The organism is Janthinobacterium sp. SUN073, assembly GCF_030397665.1.
Lineage (GTDB): Bacteria > Pseudomonadota > Gammaproteobacteria > Burkholderiales > Burkholderiaceae_D > Janthinobacterium.
In genome coordinates, this window is record NZ_JAPUBT010000004.1 from 146,914 (window position 1) to 164,855 (window position 17,942).

The window sequence follows — 17,942 nt, forward strand, 5'->3', positions numbered from 1 at the left end:
GCCTTGTCGCGCCGCACGGCGTTTTACGGGCACAAAGGAAATATCATGGCTATCTCGGAAGTGAATGTACGCAACCAGTTTCGTGGCAAGATCAAGGAAATCATCTTTGGCCCCGTGGTCTCGGAAGTGGATGTGGAAACGCCGCACGGCATCGTCACATCGGTGATCACCTCGCGCTCGATCAAGGACCTGGACTTGAAAGTGGGCAGCGAAGTCATCGCCCTCGTGAAATCGACGGAAGTGTCGATCGCCAAGATCCAGTAAGCGTTGTCCACCCACTGACGCCGCACCCCTTGCCATCCGGCAGCGGCGCGGCGTTTGTGTCAGGGCTTGATATACGCATAGCCTTCCTGCCACTGCAAGCGGCTCAGCTCGGCCACGCCCGAGGGCACGATGACGGCTTCGGGCAGCACCCGCTGGCGGTCGATATTGCGTCCTTGCAAGGTGTTATTGCAGACGCGAAAGCTCACGCCCCGCTTGGCCAGCTCGCGCACCACCACGTCATACGGCGTGCCACTCTTGTCGATGGCGCCGTCGAGCAGAAAATCGATGCCGAGGCCATGCGCGACGAGCACGATGGTGGCTTGGGGGCTGGCGTCCAGGTGATTGCGGATATTTTTCAGCGTAGCCGTGGCATTGCTGGCGTCATTGACGTGATACACCACCTTTTCCTCCTTCTGCGCTGCCGTGGCGGCAGTGCAAGCGAGCAAAGAAAGAAGGATGGCGGAGAACCAGCGGCGCAAGATTGTCATGAGATGTCCATTTCAGTGGCAGATTAAAAACATTGCCATCATATCAATCCCTGAACAAATAGGTAAACGTGCGGCTGACAGGCAGCTTTTCCGTGCTGCCACGCACCAGTACCTGCATGCGCTCGGCGTCGATGCGCTCGGCCGCCTCGATGGCTTTCACGTTGACCATGGTGCCGCGGTGGATTTGCCAGAACTGTTCCGGATCGAGCCCGCCCAGCAAATCCTTCAGCGGCGTGCGCACCAGCGCTTCCGAGCCGGCCAGCACCACGCGCGTGTACTTGGTATCGGCCTGGAAGAACAGCACGTCGTCAATATTGATCAGACGGATCTGCTTGCCCACGCTGGCCCTGATCCATTTTAATTTTTCGCGCGGGGGCGCTGGCAAGGCGGCGCGCAGCGACTGCAATAAATTGGCCATGTCGGCCGGCTGCGCACCGAGCTTGTCGCGCAGGCGGGCCAGCGCCCGCTGCAGCCGCTCGGCCTGCACGGGTTTCAACAGATAATCGACGGCGCCCGCGTCGAAGGCATCGACGGCGTACTGGTCGTAGGCCGTGACGAACACCACGTGGGCGCGCTTGCCGATGCGCTCGGCCACTTCCAGGCCCGACAGGCCAGGCATGCGGATGTCGAGGAAGACCACGTCCGGCTCGTGCTCAAGGAAACCGTCCCAGGCATCGTTGCCGTTTTCCGCCACCAGCACGACTTGCGCCTCGGGCCAGGCTTGCGCCAGCAGCATTTGCAGGCGCTCGCGCATCAGGGGTTCGTCTTCGGCGATCAGGATGGTGGTGTTCATGCGGCAGGTTCCTTCAGGCTGGATACAATTTTAATGGGCAACACTATTTCAGCGATCACGCCGCCCTCTTCGCCATCGCGCAGGCTCAGGCTGGCGGACGGATCGGACAGCAACAGCCGGCTGCGCACGTTTTCCAGGCCCAGGCCGCTTCCAGGCGCGCTGCCCGCAGCGCTTTCCGGCAAGCCCATGCCCGTGTCCTGCACGCGCAGACGCAGCATGCCGTCCACCCGCAGCGCCGAGAGGTGGATCTCGCCACCGCGCAACGATGGTTCAATACCGTGCTTGATGGCATTTTCCGCCAGGGTCAGCAAGATCATGCTGGGTATCGTCGCGTGCGCAAACTCGGCCGGCAAGTCCAGCGCATAGCGCAGGCGCGAGCCCATGCGCGCCTGCATCACGCGCAAATATGCGGCAACCATGTCGAACTCGCTTTGCAGCGGCACTTGCTCGCTGCGCATCTCCGCCAGGCTGGCGCGCAGGAAGGCGATCAGGTCGGCCGTCAATGCCGCGGCCCGGCCCGCGCCTTGCGCTCCCTGCTCGGCCAACTGCTGCACGGCGCCCAGGGTATTGAACAGGAAATGCGGCTCGATCTGCGCGCGCAGCAACCGCAGCTGCGATTCGCTGAGCGCGCGCGCCAGGCGGTCGCGCTCGGCATCCTGCTGCAGCTGCACCGTCAGCGCTTCGTATTGCCGGTTGCGCCAGGTGGTGACGATCGCCAGCGGCACCATATAAAACAAACCGGCCACCAGCAAGGCGATGCCGCCCACGCGCAGCAAGCGCTCGAAGGCCATGCCCATGGAACCGGTATCGCTCCAACCGGCCAGCAGCACGCCGGCCGCTACCCCTGCCGCGCAGGTCGAGACGATCAGCAAGAGTTTCTTGAACTTGTGGCGCACGGAACTGCGGTAATTGAACCAGACGCCCACCAGACCCCACGCCAGCGCAAAACCCAGGCCGTTGCTGAAGACCAGGGCCTTGAGCAATTCGAACCGGGCCGGCAGCAACAGGTGCAGGGCGACGCCGATGGCGCTGAACAGCAGCATCAGCTTGAACGCGGCAATATAGAAACCGGCGCCGCGGTACTTGAGCAGGAAATCATGCAACTGCTGACGCTCTATCGGCGTCAGCTTGACCAGCTTCATGGCGACGTAGCGGCGCACTCTACCCTGGACCTGCTCGGCCAGCTCGGGATGTTTCAGCACCCGCAGCGATTCTTCGTCGATGCTGCGGTACCAGTCCGTATATTTTTTTAACACAATGCGTTCTCCGTGGTCAGTGATTCAGGCATGAACGCAGTCTACGGCGCCCCTGTTACAGGGCATAGCGTGGGGCGACGAAGCACGAAGCGGCAGGCATCAACGACGAAGCGCGTGGCGCCTGCCTAACCCTTGCTGCCAATATTGCTGAAATAATACGAAGTTTCCCGGATGAAATCAATAATTGCGTAACAATTTTCAGTACGGCAAGAATAGCCCCATTTATTTGCCAAATTGGCCGCAACGCCGCCTGTTGCGGGCTTGTACCGTAGACATCGCTTGATCTTTAATGGTATTGTTTAAGCTTGGCAAATATTGCCTCCGAGATACACGCCGCGTCCCCGCGCGGCCCCATTCCGGATTTGCGCGCAGCGCCCTTGATGGCGCCCCAAAACTGCTTTCCCACATACAATCCCATGCTCAAAAAAATGTTCGCCGCGGTGCTGATGACGCTTTCGACAGCGGCCATCGCCGTGCCCTTCGGTTCCCAGTCGATCCTGGTGGTCGAAGACGGCACAGGCAAAATCTTGCTTGAAAAAAATTCCAACGTGGTGGTGCCCATCGCCTCGCTGACCAAGCTCATGACGGCCATGGTCGTGCTCGACTCCAAGGCGAATATGCAGGAAGAGATCAGCATCGACCGCGAGGATGTCGACACCTTGAAACACAGCACCTCGCGCGTGCCCGTGGGCGCCACCCTGAGCCGCCACGACGTGCTGCAACTGGCGCTGATGTCGTCCGACAACCGCGCCGCCGCCTCGCTGGCGCGCACCTTCCCCGGCGGCCCGACCGCGTTTGCCGTGGCCGTCAACGCCAAGATCAAGGCCCTGGGCATGCGCCAGACCGTCATCGAAGAGCCGACAGGCTTGTCGCCGAACAACCAGTCAACGGCGGCGGACCTGGTGAAAATGGCCGTGGCCGCCTCGCGCTACCCGGAAATCAGCCGCATCACCACCGATTCGAAGGACGTGATCCAGATCAAGGGCCGCGACGTGGAATACCACAACACGAACCGCCTGGTGGGCGCCAAGGGCTGGGATATCGGCCTGTCGAAGACGGGCTACACGAATGAAGCGGGGCGCTGCCTGATCATGCGCATCAAGTCGGCCGGCAAGTTCGCCACCATGATCCTGCTCAACGCGCGCGCCAATTCCGTGCGCGCCATGGATGCCGTCAACATCCGCCGCATGCTGGCGGTGGAAAACGGCATCGAAGAGCCGAAAGTGGTGCGCGCCTCGGTCAGCCGGCACAAAAAGGCGCCGGCGAAACCAAGTAAACGCCGCCGCGCCAAATAATTATTTCGCCTGCCGGTTGGTCATGACCACGCCGGCAATCGTCACCGCGCCGCCCACCAGCATCGAGGCGAGCACGGGCTCGCCCAAGAGCGCCGCCGCCAGCACGATGCCGAACACGGGCACGAGGTTGTTGAACACGGCCGTGCGCGACGGTCCCAGCGCTTTCACGCCCTCGTAATACCAGACAAAGCCGATCACCGTGCCGAACACCCCCAGGTAGCCGATGGCGGCCCACACTTGCCAGCCAAAGCTGTGCCATGGCACCGTCGGGAATTCCAGCACCGCCCCCACCAGCAAAAAGGCCAGGCCCCACATCGAGGCATACGTGGTGGCCGCGATCGGGCTCAAGCCCTTCAGCGCCACCCGGCCGATCAGGGTGTAGGCGGCCCAGCTGGAAATGCCGCAGAACATGAAAATCTCACCGGCGCCGATGCCGCCGCCCGTACCGTGCAGCACGCCGGAGAGATCGCCGCGCGTGATGACGATGGCCGTGCCGCAAAACGCCAGCATGATGCCCAGCCACTTGAAGGAACCGAGCCGTTCGCGGAACAGCATGGCCGAGGCCAGCGCCGTGACGATGGGGTTCAGGGCCACGAACAGGGCCGTGCGCCCGGCCGGCATGCGCGACAGGGCCGCCAGGAAACACAGGTTATATAGAAAAATGCCCGTCAGGCCCAGCGCCGCCGTCGTCGCCAGCTGCTTGCGGTCCAGGCGCGGCAAGCCCCCTTCCAGTTTCCACGCCAGCACGACGAGCAGCAGCACGGCCACGCCGAAGCGCCCGCTGGCGGCCGTCATCGGCGGCATCTGCTGCGCCAGCACGCGGCCCGCGATGAAGGTGCCGCCCCAGAACAGGGCGACGAAAATGAGTTTGAGGTAGACGAGTGGCGACTGCACGGAAGGCAAGGCGGCTGAAGGTACGGCGGAAGTACGCATGGAAAGTCCTATGATGTCGCTTGTGCAGCGGACGCTGCACATATATATTAATGCTAATATCAACTCATGAAATAATGAGCAAATACTCATAGCACAGGAAAACCACAGCATGACCTTCACGCAACTGGAAATTTTTACCCTGGTGGCCGAACTGCACGGCTTTTCCGCCGCCGCCGCGCAGCTGGGCATCAGCCAGTCGGCCGTCTCGCATGCCTTGAAGGCGCTGGAAAAGGAAATGGGCGTGGACCTGATCGTGCGCCACCAGGCGTCGGCCGAGCTGACGGACGTGGGCCGCCAGTTGCTGCTGCGCGCGCGTGAAATCCTCGGCTTGTCGGAAGCCATGCGCCAGGAAGCGGCCGACGTGCTGGGCCAGCGCCAGGGCAGCTTGCGCATCGGCTCCTTCGGCCCGACATCTTCCTTGAATCTGCTGCCGGCCATCACGGCGCAGTTCCGCCTGCGCTATCCGGGCATCACCCTGCGCATCGACGAAGGCGCCGACCATGAAGTGGTGCAGTGGATACGCGAGCGCCGGGTCGATGTCGGCTTCGTCGTGCTGCCCGACGAGCGCTTCGATACGGCGCCGCTGGTGGAAGACCAGATGATGGCGCTGGTGCCGCGCAGCCACCCGCTGGCCAGCGAAACGGCCATCACCCTGGCGCAGCTGTGCGAGGGGCCGTTCATCATGTCCGAAGCGGGTTGCGCCTGCCTGATCGAGCCGCTGTTCGCCAACGCGGGCTTGCAGCCCAATGTCCCCTACCGTATCAGCCAGGTGATCACCATCCTCGACATGGTCAGCCGCGGCGACGGCCTGTCCATCGTCGCCGAACTGGCCCTGCCGCAGCGCCTGCGCGAGCAGTATCCGGAGCTGGTCGCCCTGCCCTTGAACCCGCCCGTCAGCCGCAAGGTGGGACTGGCCGTGCGCGACCGGCGCCAGAACACGCCGGCCACCAACGCTTTTTTTGAGGTGGCGAAGCAGATGGCGCCGACCCTGGCGCCCCGGCGCGCCTAGCAGCGGCTAGAACGTCTCCCACTCGTCGCTGCGCTCGGGCTTGGCGACGGGCGTTTTTGCGGGACGGCTGGCGATGCGCGGCGCGATGGCTGCCCGCGCCACGGGCCGGACTGGCCGCGGCTGCCGCTGCTGCGCTGCTTGCCCGTTATCGAGCTTGAACACACCCACCACCTGCGCCAGGGTGTTGGCCTGGTCTTGCAGGCTTTCCGCCGCGGCCGCAGCCTCTTCCACCAGGGCCGCATTCTGCTGCGTCACCTGGTCCATTTGCGCGATGGCCTGGTTGACCTGTTCGATGCCGGAACTCTGCTCGACGCTGGCCGCCGTGATCTCGCCCATGATGTCGGTCACGCGGCGCACGCTGTCGACGATTTCCTGCATCGTCGCTCCCGCCTCGTCGACCAGGCGCGCGCCCGAATCTACCTTGTCCACCGAATCGTCGATCAGCAGCTTGATTTCCTTCGCCGCGCCGGCGGATCGTTGAGCCAGATTACGCACCTCCGTCGCCACCACGGCAAAGCCGCGTCCCTGCTCGCCCGCGCGCGCCGCTTCCACGGCCGCATTCAGGGCCAGGATATTCGTCTGGAAGGCGATACCGTCGATGACGCTGATGATGTCGACGATCTTCTTCGACGAGTCGTTGATCGAGGCCATGGTATCGACCACCTGCGCCACCACTTGCCCGCCCTTGCTGGCCACGCCGGACGCCGATTGCGCCATCTGGTTGGCCTGGCGCGCATTGTCCGCATTCTGTTTCACGGTGGAAGTCAGCTCCTCCATCGAGGCGGCCGTTTCTTCCAGCGAGCTCGCTTGCTGTTCCGTGCGCGACGACAGGTCCTGGTTGCCGGCGGCGATTTCCATTGATGACACCTTCACCGATTCGCTGGCCGTGCGGATTTTCACCAGCACGGCGGCGATCTTGTCGATGAAGCGGTTGAAGGCGTCCGCGATCTGCGCCAGTTCATCCACGCCGGAAGCGTCGAGGCGGCGCGTCAAATCGCCTTCGCCGGAAGCGATATCGTCGAGCGCATCGCGCACCAATTCCAGGCGCTTGAGCATTTTAAAGACCAGCAGCGACAGCAGCACCGCCGCCGCGCCGGCCAGCAGCACGGCGGTGATGGTGGCCGTCGTCAGCATCGTCTGCAAGGCTTGCATGGCTTCCTGCTGGTCGAGCACCACGGCCAGCAGCCAGTCGGTGCCCGCCACGCGCGTGACGTACAGCATGCCGTCGCGCTCGTTCAGGCGCACGGCATCGCTCGTGCGCGTGCTTTCCAGCCGGTTGATCTGCGCGGCCGACAGCGCCGCGTCGAGTTTCGCCACCGGCTGCAGGCTCAGCTCCTTGTCCGCATGGGCGATGATGGTGCCGCTCTGGTCGACGAGGAAGGCAAAGCTGTGCGGCGTCGGCTTGATCGCCACCACATTGGCGATGACCGTATCGAGCAGCACGTCCGCCCCCGCCACGCCCAGCAGTGCCTCTTTCGGGCCGACGGGCGCCGTAAACGACACCACCAGCTTGTGGCTGGCCGCGTCCACATACGGCGGCGTCAGCATCGGCACGCCCGCCTTGACGGTGTCCGTGTACCAGGCGCGTGCCGTCGGGTCGAAATCGGCCGGGCGCCCGGGATGGGTAAACACGGAGCGCTTGTCCGCATAGCCGATGAACACTTCCGCAAAATCGCCGGCCTTTTCCGCGATCTGGAAGGCGCGCAGCGGATCGGGCGTCTCGGCCGACATGACGATGGAGGCCATGACCTTTTTCTTGCCATCGACCCATTGCGCCAGCACGGCCGACTGGCTCTGCAGCAGTTGCTGCATCTGCTGGTCCGACGATGCCAGCATGCTGCTGCGCGTGGTGACGTAATTGGCGACCGACAAGGCCAGCATGGACAGCACGACGATGGCCACGCAAATGAGCACCAGCCGCGTGCGAAGGGAAGACAACATGATGGACTCCTGGTTTTGATGTTAATGGAATGACACAGCGTTTTCGCCCTGCCACCCTGCCTTTGCATTTTCACACAAAAATTGGAACGATATTATCCAATATTCGGAATAATAAACATTTATTACATCAAAGCAACACCATCCAACATTGACGTCATATTATGATTGCCTTATAGTTAATTTTTCAAAGGAGCGTCCATGCGTTTGCACCACCTCATCCTGGCCTGCGCCAGCTTCGCCGCCGCCGGCGCCTTCGCCTCGCCGCAAGCGCCCGTACCGGGCGCCGATTATCTGGTGCTGGCCACGCCGCAAGCCGTGCAGGCGGCGCCGGGCAAGGTGGAAGTGATCGAATTTTTCATGTACCACTGCCCCGCCTGCAATGCGCTGGAGCCGAGTTTGGCGCGCTGGGTCAAGGACAATGCCGCCACGGTGTCGTTCCGCCGCATCCATTTGCCGCACACGCCGGCAAATGATCCGGAAGCGCACCTGTTCCTGACCCTGGAAGCGCTGAAGAAGGAAGAGACGCTGCACGCGCAAGTCATGCACACCTGGCATGTGGAACGCAAGCGCCTGGCCAGCGACAGGGACAACCTCGACTGGGCGCTGAAAAATGGCCTGGACAAGATCATCTTTGAAGGCGCCTACCAGTCGTTTGGCGTGCAGACCAAGCTGAAAAACCTGCCCCGCCTGGCGGCCAGCTACCAGGTCGACAGCACACCCACCCTGATCGTGGGCGGGCGCTACCTGACCAATCCGTCGATGGTCGCCGGCGCCAATCCGGGCTTGCCGCGCCAGGGCGTGGAGCAGGCCACCCTGCAAGTGGTGCAAGCCCTGGTGGCCAAGGCGAAGCTGGCGAAGTAAAAGTAACTTAGCCGATCAAGCCGCGCAGCCCGCTGGCGCGCTGCGTGCGGCGCAAAATCGCATCGAACAGCACGGCCTGCGTGGGCGAGACGAGGGTAAAGAAGTCGCGCGCGCGCGTGATGCCCGTGTAGACCAGTTCGCGCGCCAGCATGGCGCCGCCCTCCTGCGGCAGCACCAGCACCGTGTGGCGAAACTCCGAGCCCTGCGACTTGTGCACCGTCATGGCGAACGCCGTTTCCACGTGGCGCAAACGCGTGGCCAGCACGCTGCGCACATGCTCGCCTTCCAAAAAGTACACGCGCAGGGAACCGGGACGCGCAGGATCGCGCAAGGTCAGGCCGATGTCGCCATTGAACACGCCCGTGCCATAGTCGTTACGCGTGACCATCACGGGGCGCCCCACATACCATTCGCTGCGGCGTATCAGCCCCTCTTTTTCCAGCCGCAGTTCGATGGCCGTGTTCAGCCCCGCCACGCCCCACTCGCCTTCACGCACGGCGCACAGGATGCGGAACGCTTCAAAAGCATGCAGCACGGCGCGCACCCAGTCGTCATGCCGCGCGTACGCCGCTTCACCGGCATTCACCAGTTCCAGGTAGGGCTGGTAGCCGCCCGGCGCGTCCACGCGCCCGCGCAAGGCCAGGCGCAGCACCTCGTCCGGCTGCGCGGTCACGCTCCACGCCAGCTGGCCGCCACTGTCGCCGGCGAAGCACGCCCTGGCCAGATCGGGCCTGCCGCCATTCACGGCCAGCGCCAGCTCGCCGATCGGGCCACTGAAACGGTGGCTGTGACGCAGCATCACCGTTTGCTGCGCCAGCGCGCCGGCCGCTCCCGCGAAGGCGGCGGGAATGGCCACGCCGCTGGCTGCCTGCGCATACGCGATGGTGGCCTCCGTGTAGCCGCCCGCCTGCGCATCGTGGCACAAGTCGCCCAGCACGGCGCCCGCTTCCACCGACGCCAGCTGGTCCTTGTCGCCCAGCAGGATCAGAATCGCCGTCGGCGGCAAGGCGTCGAGCACCGAGGCCATCATCTCCAGGTGCACCATCGATGCTTCATCGACGATCAGCACATCGACGTCGAGCGGATTGCCCGCGTGGTGGGCAAAGGCGCGCGTATCGGGCCGCGCGCCCAGCAAACTATGCAGGGTGCGCGCCGCGCCCATGCGCCGCGCCAGTTCCAGCAGGGGCAAGGCTTCCCCGACCTTTTGCGCCAGGCCGCTCAAGGCCTTGTCGATCGACTGTTTTAATCGCGCGGCAGCCTTGCCGGTCGGTGCAGCCAGCGCGATGCGCAACTGCTCCGGCTGCGGCGAAACGGCAAACAGCAGGGTCAACAGGCTCGCCACCGTGTACGTCTTGCCCGTGCCGGGACCGCCCGTGATGATGGCCACCTTGCCGCGCAGGGCGATGGCGCACGCCACCTTTTGCCAGTCCGGGCCACCGTCCTGCGTGGGCTGGTCAAACAGGATGTCGAGCCATTGCCGCACCTGCGCCAGCGGCGGCGTCCTCAAATCCTGCGCGCGCACGGCGATCTTTTCACCGACCAGGGTCTCGTCGCGCCAGTAGCGGCGCAGGTACAGGCGGTCGCCATCGAGCACCAGCGGCTGGCGCACATCGGGCGCACCCACCTGCCACACCTGCGGCGCGCCGGCCAGCAGCGCGCGCCAGCCATCGACGCTGTCGGGCAGCGGACCGGAAACGGCCAGCACGCCATGCCACAGCTCCTCGCTCCAGCCCAATAGCTGTGACGGTTCGCTGGCCAGGTCAGCCAGCATCAGACAGCTATGCCCCCGCCCTTCCAGCTCCGACAGCACCACGCAGGCCACGGCCACGGCGGCATCCGGCGCCTCCTCGTCCAGGCTGGCGATGAAGCGGGCAAAGGCGGCGCTCAGGCGGCGCAGATGGCCATCCCCGGCAACTCCGTCGATGTGGCTGAACAAGGCATTCATTTGCTCACTATGCTGCATGATGTTCCGCTTCTTCAGATAACAGTTGATCGAGTCCGTCCAGCAGTTCCAGCTGCGGCGCCAGCCAGTAGCAGCCGTGCGTATCCGCATTCGCTATGCCGCGCAGGAACAGGAAGATGGCGCCGCCCAGGTGCTCGGCCGGATCGTACGCGTCGCCAAGGCGGCTTTTCAGCAGCCGGTGCAGGGCCAGCATGTAGATGGCGCCCTGGATATCGTAGCGGTGCTGCGCCATGCCGGCCGCCAGCGCCTGCGTGTGGTAGGCGGCGTCGTTGGCGCCCAGCGCATTCGACTTGTAGTCGAGCACCCAGTAGCGGCCATCCTGTTCGATGACCAGGTCGGCAAAGCCTTTCAGCATGCCGTGCAGCTGGCGCCGCGGCAGCACGGGACGCGGCGCGCCGTCCAGCAGCAAGCGCGTGCACAGCTGATCGAGCGCTGCGGTGGACAAATGCTCGCTGGGGAACCAGAACTCCATCTCGGACAGGGTGCTGTCCAACTGCGACAACGACGCATCGAGCAGCGGCAGCGGCGTGATGGCGATTTCCCTGAGCCAGGCGATGGCGTCGTCCTGGCGGTGGCCCCAGCCCGCCCGCTCGCAGCGCGCCGCCAGGCGCGTGTTGAAGTGCTCGTCGTGGACGCTGTCAAAACCTTCGCCGCCCATCCACTCCAGCTGCTCGTGCAGGAAATTGCCGGGCACGGAACCGCGCGGGAAGCGGTGCCACGGTGCATCTCCTGTTTGCAGCGGCGACGCGGCCGGCACGCCGGTGCCATCTTCCAGCAAGGTTTCTTCCAGCGCCCGCTGCGGCACGTGCGCGGCTGCCACGGCGCCGATCTGCCGTGTCAGCGAGGTAAAACTGCCCACCGACCAGTCGCGTTCGAACTCGCCCACGAACACGGGCGCGGGCCGCAAGGCGGGGCGCCGCTCGACCCGATCCAGCACCGTGCAGGCATCGGGCTGCGCCAGTGACGTGACATAGATGGCGTCGCAATCGCCCGCCACCTGCTGCCAGCGCAGCAGCAGCTGCTCCGCCGGCAGCTTGTCGCCGCCCGTCAGCAGGTAGCCGAGCGCCGATTCGTGCAGGGTATTCTCGCCCGCCTTGCGCGCCGCCTGGGCGGCCACGCCCAGCCACAGGAAGTGGCGCGCGCGCGTCAGGGCCACGTACAGCAGGCGCAAGTCTTCCTCGATGCGCGCCTCTTCGACCGCCGCCATGGCTTCGTCGGACAAGGACAGATCGAGGCGGCGTTCGCCTTTTTCATCCGCATAGTCGAAGAAGCTGCGGTTGCGCTTGTCCACCTTGCGCGCCGTGACGGCGAACGGCAAATACACGAGCGGGTATTCGAGGCCCTTGGATTTGTGCACGGTGATGACCTTGACCAGTTCCGCATCGCTTTCCAGGCGCAGCACGCGCTCGTCGCCACCCTCGCCTTCACCGGCGATCTGCTCGGCCAGCCAGCGTATCAGCGCTTGCTCGCCATCGAGCTGGCGGCTGGCCGATTGCAGCAGTTCGGCCAGGTGCAGCAGATTCGTCAGCCGCCGCTCGCCGCCCGTCTGCTGCAGCAGCATGGCGGGCAGCTGCAGTTCGTGGATGAAGCGGCGCAGCATGGCCAGCACGCCCTGGCGCTGCCAGATCAAATGCAGGGTCTTCAGTTGCTCGACGCGGCGCTCCCATTCCAGTTCGTCGCTGGACAGGCGCGCCAGCTCGCCCAGCGACAGGCCGATGGTGCGCGTGGCAAAGGCGGCGCGCGCCAGCCCGCCGTCAAGCGGGTTGGCCAGCGCCGCCAGCCAGCGCAGCACGTCTTGCGCTTCCTCGCTGTCGATGACGGAATCCTTGTCGGACAGGTAGACGCTGGCGACGCGGCGGCGCGCCAGCGCGCGGCGGATGGCCGCCGCTTCCTTGCGGTCGCGCACGAGGATGGCGATATCGGCCGGCTCCAGGCGCACGAAGCCATCGGGACCCGTAAAACCCGCCTGCGCATCGCCCAGCATGGCCACGATGTGCTCGGCGCAGTGCTGCGCAAAATACTCGCGGTAGCTGTCGCCGCGCAGTCCTGCATCACTGGCGCAGGCGGCCAGCAGGGCCGGCAGCGGGCCGCCTGCGTTCACCAGCCATTCATCGCGGCCCTTGGCGTCGACGGCTTCGAACGGCAGCGGATTCTCGCCGTTTTTGCGGTAGCGGAAGGCGCCGGCCGGCACCTCGTCGCGCTCGGCGTGCAGGAACAGCTGGTTGACGGCCGCCACCAGCGGCGCCGTGGAGCGGTAATTGGTGCCCAGCTGGTAGTGGCGGCCGGCGGTGGCGCGCCGCGCCGCCAGGTAGCTCTGGATGTCGGCGCCGCGAAAGCCGTAGATCGACTGCTTCGGGTCGCCGATCAGGAACAGGCCTTGCGCCGGGTCGTTGTCAGCGATGCGGTACAGCAGATTGAAGATCTGGTACTGGGCCGGCGCCGTATCCTGGAATTCATCGACCATCGCCAGCGGGTATTGATCGACGATGCGCTGGCGCAGCGCCGCGCCATTTTCGCCCGCCAGCGCGTCGTGCAATCGCTGCAGCATGTCGGCAAAGCCGAACTGGCGCGACTGGCGCTTCAACTGATCCATGCGCCGCGCGATGGCCGCCGCCGCATGCAGGTGCAGCTTGTGCCCTAGCGGCGTCAAGGCCGCCAGGGCGATCCCCAGCGCCTCCGTATGCTCGAAGCACTCGGGCACTTGCGCCGTGAAACTCTTGGCAAACGCATCTTCGATGCCGAACGGCGTCAATCTCTCCCACGCCTTGGCCGTGATGGCCGGCAGCAGCAACAGCGGATCCTGCGCCCAGCGGCGCAAGCCATCGAACCACTTCGCCAGGTTTTCCGGCTTCATCTTGACGCCGTTAAAACACTTGGGATTGATGGCGCGGTGGTCATTGATCCAGGTGGCCATCTGCTCCGTGCGCTCGACCCAGCCCGCCTTCAGGGTGGCCAGCTGCGCGGCCAGCGCACGCTGTTCGCGCGCGATCAGCATGGATAACGGTTCTTCGTGCGCCATGCGCATGATGTCGGCGCGGCGCGCCAGTTCGCGCGCGCCTTTCTTTAGCGCCCCCACGTCGGGCCAGCAGGCCAGCAGCACGTCGAGCGCCTGCGGCGGCAAGGGATACACTTGCTGGCGCCAGTAATCGTGGGCCGCATCCTCGAACAGGGCTTGCTCGTCGCTGACCAGTTCTTCGTCGAACAGGCTGCCGCTGTCGAACGCGTGCTCGCGCAGCATGCGCTGGCACCAGGCGTCGATGGTGAAGATGGCCGCTTCATCCATCGTCTCGGCGGCCAGCATCAGCCGGTGCGCGGCTTTTTGCCGCTCGCTCTCGTCCGGATAGGATTCCAGCAAGGCGTCAAGAAACGGGTCGCGGCCGCCGGATTCAATGCCAAATTCGTGGCGAAAATAAGCGGCGGCCTCGATCAGGCGCTCACGCACGCGGTTCGACAATTCGCGCGTGGCGGCGCGGGTAAACGTCATCACCAAAATGTCGGCCGGCAGCAGGGGACGCGTAAAGCGGCTGTCGTCGTCGCCGTGTCCCAGCACGAGACGCACGTACAACGCGGCGATGGTCCAGGTTTTACCCGTGCCGGCCGAAGCTTCGATCAGGCGCGAGCCGTGCAGCGGGAACGCCAGGGGGTTGAGCAGATGGCTCGTCATTGTTCTTCTCCCGCGCCATCATCGGGCGCGCTGATCGGGTCGATCGTGATGTGTTCTTGCAGCCAGTCGGCCAGCGGGCCATACAGCTCGCGCGTGCAGTCCTGCCACGCTTCCTCGGCCGCCAGCGCGGAAAACTCGGGCCACAGGCGCGCCAGGCACAGTTCATCGCGCTCGCCAGACAGTTCAAAACCGCCATCGTAGACGGCGCGCGGGTCGCCCTGCTGCACCAGCGCCAGGCCCGTCTTGCACGCCGTGGGCAACGGATGATTCATGCCTTCGCGCCATAGCGCCAGCAAGGTGGCCAGCGCATCGCGCGACGTTGCCGGGTCGAGCGGCGCCATGCTGACGATGGCGTCGCGCGCCACCAGGTAGCCGGTGACGGGAAAGCCGAGGGCGGCGGCGGCCAGCTGGCGCAGCCACATCAGCATCAGCTTGTCGCCGCGCGCCAGGCCGCTCTTGTCCGTCACCTTCGAGGAAATCTGCATCAGCCAGGCCGTCTCCTGCCCGTTGCTGCACAATTTGTCGAGCCAGTCATCGATCTGCACTTCGCCAAACGGCAAGTTGATGGCGCGCTTGTCGGCCGCGTACGGGAACGAGGCGCGCAAGGACAGCCACGCGCTGCGCACGGGCACCAGCGCCTCGACCAGCTGCGCCTGCACTTGCTGGCCGATCAGGCCGATGGGCAGCACGCCTTCGCGCGCCAGCTTCTGCGCGCGCGCTTCCAGGCTGGCGCGCACGTCGTCCAGCGCTTCGACGGCGCCGCCATCGTCCAGCATGGTGTCTTCCAACAGATAGCGCTCGAGCGCATTCAGGCCGAACGGCTCTTCATCCTCGCCCAGCATGGCCGCATCGGCAAAATACACGCTCAAGCGGCGGCGGAAAAAGTATTTGACGGGTTGGCGCAGGAAACTGGCCAGCTCGCCCAGCTTCAGGCGCGTGCCGGGATCGAGCTCGTAGGGGCCCAGCGGCAGCACGGCGGCCTGCGCCTGCGCATCGGCCGCATCGGCATCGGTATGGACTACGCGCCATTCGCGCGCGTAGGTCAGCAAGCCATCGGCCTCGAAATAGCGGCGGCTGAAGGGCTGCAGCGCGTGCTCGGTGGTCAGCGATACAAGATGCCGGTCCAGCGACCAGCCGGCGGCCAGGTAGTCGCGCAGCTGCGACACCAGCACGGACGGCGGCTGCTCGGAATTGTCGCGCACATTGCGCCCCACCCAGCTCACATACAGTTTGTCGCGCGCGGCCAGCAAGGCTTCGAGCATCAGGTAGCGGTCATCGTCGCGGCGCGAACGGTCGCCCGGGCGTGCCATGCCGGGCAGCGCCAGCAGGTCGAAATCGGCCTTTTGCGCGCGGCGCGGGAAGTCGCCATCGTTCATACCCAGCAGGCACACGACGCGAAACGGCACGGCGCGCATCGGCATCAGCGTGCAGAAGGTGACGCCGCCGGAGACGAATTGATGGTTCAGGGTCGGCTCGTCCAGCGCACCCAGCCACGCCACGCGCAGCACGGACAGCGGCACCTGCTCGACAAAGCCCGCATGCTCGCAGGTTTCCAGCCAGCCCTGCAAGGCGCCTTCCAGCTGCGCCAGGGTCAGGCGGTCACCTTCGTCGTCGGCATCGAAAAAAGCGGCCAGCAGCGCGCGCGCCTGCACGCCCCAATCGGCTGGCGTGTGCGCGTTGGCCAGCACGCTGCGCCAGTGCAGCAGCGCCTCGACCAGCTGCGCCAGCGAGCCCGCCAGCGCCGCATCGAGGCCGCCCACTTCCGCATACGGCTCGATGCCGCCAAAGCTGGCGCCACTGCCACTGGCATAGCCGAGCAGCATGCGCCGCACGCCGAAAATCCATGCATTCTGTTCCCCGGCCGCGCCCAGCCCCAGGCCGGCGCGGTGCGCCTGGTCCAGGCCCCAGCGCACGCCCGCCCCTTCGATCCAGGCGCCCAGGGTGGCCAGGTCGTCCGGCTGCAGGCCAAAGCGGGCCGCCAGCGCGGGCACGTCGAGCAGGTCGCGCACTTCGCTCTGGCGGCAGCGCTGCTGCGGCAGCTGCAGCAGCCATTCGAGCGCGACGAGCAGCGGATTGACGCTGCGGTCCTTCACGTCGCCGATCTCGAACGGGATGAAACGCTCGTCATTGCGCCGGTACTGGCCGAAGACGGCGTGGATGGCGGCCGTGAAGGTGTCGATGTCGGGCACCATCACCACCACGTCGCGCGGACGCAAGCCCGTCTCGGCGCTGTGCGCGAACATGGCCAGCAGCTGGTCGTGCAGCACTTCCACTTCGCGCTGCACGCTGTGTGCCACATGAAATTCGATCGAGCGGTCGCCTGCCTCGGGCGGCGTTTGTTCGTGTTCCGCCAGCGGACGCAGTTCGCGGATGGCCACCTGCACCTGTTGCAGCAGGGTTTCGCCCGTTTCCTCGCCAAACAGGTCGATGCGCAGGCTGTCGTCGCGCCCTTCGACTTGCGCGTGTTCGTCGAATTCGTCGAGCATGCGGATGAAGTCGCGCCCTTGCCTGCCCCAGCTGGCCAGCAGCGGATGGCTGTGCGCATGCAGTGCTTCGAGCGGAATTTGCGCCAGATCGGTGCCATTGCGCTGCCGCTGGCGCTTGTTTTCCGCGCGCAGCAAGTCGCGCCCGTCGATGATGTCGCCCCAGTAAAACTGGCACGGATTGGGCACGGCCAGCACCACCTGCGTGTGGCGCGCCAGCGCGGCCAGCGCCTGCAAGGTCTGGTACGGCAGCGCCGATACGCCAAACAGCACCACGCGGCGCGGCAGCTTGCCGGCAGGCTGCTCGCCGGCGGCGATCGCCGCCAGGAAGGCGTCGTGGATGTCGGCGCGGCCCGTGTCGCGCTCAAACGGTTCCACGTCGGCAGCCACGGCGCGCCACAACTGCGCCTGCCAGCGCTGGTCTTGCTTCAATGGGATAGCTTCGCCGCGCGCCGTGCGCAACTGGTCGCGCCCCGCGGCCCAATCGGCCAGCCAGTCGGCGCGGTAGACCTGGTACTGGTCGAACAAATCGGCCAGGCGCTCGGCCAGCTGCAGCAGGCGTTCGCAATCGCCATCGGCAAGGAAGTAACGCAGCGGCGCAAACACCGGGTCGGCCAGCAGCGACGGCAATAGACGCATCAAACGCCACGTCAGCGGGGATTTATCAAATGGCGACACGCGCGGCACCCGTTCGCGCCCCAGCATGCCGCGGTAGCTTTCCCACAGCAGGCGCGCCGGCAAGGCGATGCGCGTGGCGGCGCACACGCCCATCTCCTCGGCCAGGGCGATCTTCAGCCATTCGGCCACGCCGTTCGACTGCACCAGAAAGATATCCGTTTCCAGCGGCGCCAGCGGATGCTGGCGCAGCCACTGGAAGACGGCGGCGCGCAGCTGTTCCAGCTGGTTGCCATGCAGGATGAGAAGGCCGGGCGTGACGGGAGTATGCATGCTGATCCGATGGGTTGCCGCGTCTCCGGCCGGATGGCCGGAGA

12 protein-coding genes are annotated in these 17,942 nt (G+C 65.4%); 4 read left to right on the forward strand and 8 right to left on the reverse strand.

Going from position 1 to position 17,942, the window contains the following annotated elements:
• Nucleotides 1-45 precede the first annotated feature (45 nt).
• Complete coding sequence (locus tag O0882_RS13560; RefSeq protein WP_034757699.1) at nucleotides 46-264, forward strand: TOBE domain-containing protein; 219 nt, start codon at nucleotides 46-48, stop codon at nucleotides 262-264.
• A 59-nt stretch (nucleotides 265-323) separates the two neighbouring features.
• Here the strand turns inward: O0882_RS13560 and O0882_RS13565 are convergent, their stop codons facing one another.
• From O0882_RS13565 to O0882_RS13575, 3 genes are read right to left on the reverse strand one after another with little or no spacing between them, the layout of a single operon-like run.
• Entirely contained in the window at nucleotides 324-752 is a 429-nt protein-coding gene (locus O0882_RS13565; RefSeq protein WP_289948723.1) for a DsrE family protein, read from the reverse strand.
• 43 nt (nucleotides 753-795) lie between these two features.
• On the reverse strand, nucleotides 796-1,545 hold the full coding sequence (locus tag O0882_RS13570; RefSeq protein WP_289948724.1) for a LytTR family DNA-binding domain-containing protein: 750 nt from the start codon (nucleotides 1,543-1,545) through the stop codon (nucleotides 796-798).
• Nucleotides 1,542-2,801, reverse strand: coding sequence for a histidine kinase (locus tag O0882_RS13575; protein WP_289948727.1), 1,260 nt, complete (start codon nucleotides 2,799-2,801; stop codon nucleotides 1,542-1,544). Before O0882_RS13575 ends, O0882_RS13570 begins: the two co-directional genes overlap by 4 nt.
• A gap of 416 nt (nucleotides 2,802-3,217) precedes the next feature.
• Between O0882_RS13575 and O0882_RS13580 the strand changes: the two genes are divergently transcribed.
• Nucleotides 3,218-4,096 (forward strand): serine hydrolase, encoded by an 879-nt coding sequence (locus O0882_RS13580; RefSeq protein ID WP_289948729.1) that lies wholly within the window; start codon nucleotides 3,218-3,220, stop codon nucleotides 4,094-4,096.
• Here O0882_RS13580 and O0882_RS13585 read toward each other — a convergent pair whose 3' ends face one another.
• A complete protein-coding gene (locus O0882_RS13585) occupies nucleotides 4,097-5,029 on the reverse strand; it encodes a DMT family transporter (protein WP_289948731.1) in 933 nt (310 codons plus the stop codon). It lies immediately after the preceding gene.
• A gap of 109 nt (nucleotides 5,030-5,138) precedes the next feature.
• Here O0882_RS13585 and O0882_RS13590 point away from each other — a divergent pair, with 109 nt between their 5' ends.
• On the forward strand, nucleotides 5,139-6,038 hold the full coding sequence (locus O0882_RS13590; protein ID WP_289948734.1) for a LysR substrate-binding domain-containing protein: 900 nt from the start codon (nucleotides 5,139-5,141) through the stop codon (nucleotides 6,036-6,038).
• 6 nt (nucleotides 6,039-6,044) lie between these two features.
• Here O0882_RS13590 and O0882_RS13595 read toward each other — a convergent pair whose 3' ends face one another.
• Nucleotides 6,045-7,979, reverse strand: a complete 1,935-nt coding sequence (locus O0882_RS13595; RefSeq protein WP_289948736.1) for a methyl-accepting chemotaxis protein — start codon at nucleotides 7,977-7,979, stop codon at nucleotides 6,045-6,047.
• A 198-nt stretch (nucleotides 7,980-8,177) separates the two neighbouring features.
• Here O0882_RS13595 and O0882_RS13600 point away from each other — a divergent pair, with 198 nt between their 5' ends.
• Nucleotides 8,178-8,840 carry a thiol:disulfide interchange protein DsbA/DsbL gene (locus O0882_RS13600; protein ID WP_289948737.1) on the forward strand — a complete coding sequence of 221 codons (663 nt, stop codon included), beginning with the start codon at nucleotides 8,178-8,180 and terminating at the stop codon, nucleotides 8,838-8,840.
• Between the two features lie 7 nt (nucleotides 8,841-8,847).
• Here the strand turns inward: O0882_RS13600 and recD are convergent, their stop codons facing one another.
• Genes recD through recC form a run of 3 tightly spaced genes read right to left on the reverse strand, consistent with a single transcriptional unit; the run spans nucleotide 8,848 to nucleotide 17,898 of the window.
• Nucleotides 8,848-10,803, reverse strand: coding sequence for an exodeoxyribonuclease V subunit alpha (gene recD / locus O0882_RS13605; RefSeq protein ID WP_289948739.1), 1,956 nt, complete (start codon nucleotides 10,801-10,803; stop codon nucleotides 8,848-8,850).
• Complete coding sequence (gene recB / locus O0882_RS13610) at nucleotides 10,793-14,467, reverse strand: exodeoxyribonuclease V subunit beta (RefSeq protein WP_289948741.1); 3,675 nt, start codon at nucleotides 14,465-14,467, stop codon at nucleotides 10,793-10,795. The genes recD and recB overlap by 11 nt, the downstream gene beginning before the upstream one ends.
• A complete protein-coding gene (gene recC, locus O0882_RS13615; protein WP_289948743.1) occupies nucleotides 14,464-17,898 on the reverse strand; it encodes an exodeoxyribonuclease V subunit gamma in 3,435 nt (1,144 codons plus the stop codon). The genes recB and recC overlap by 4 nt, the downstream gene beginning before the upstream one ends.
• Nucleotides 17,899-17,942 lie beyond the last annotated feature (44 nt).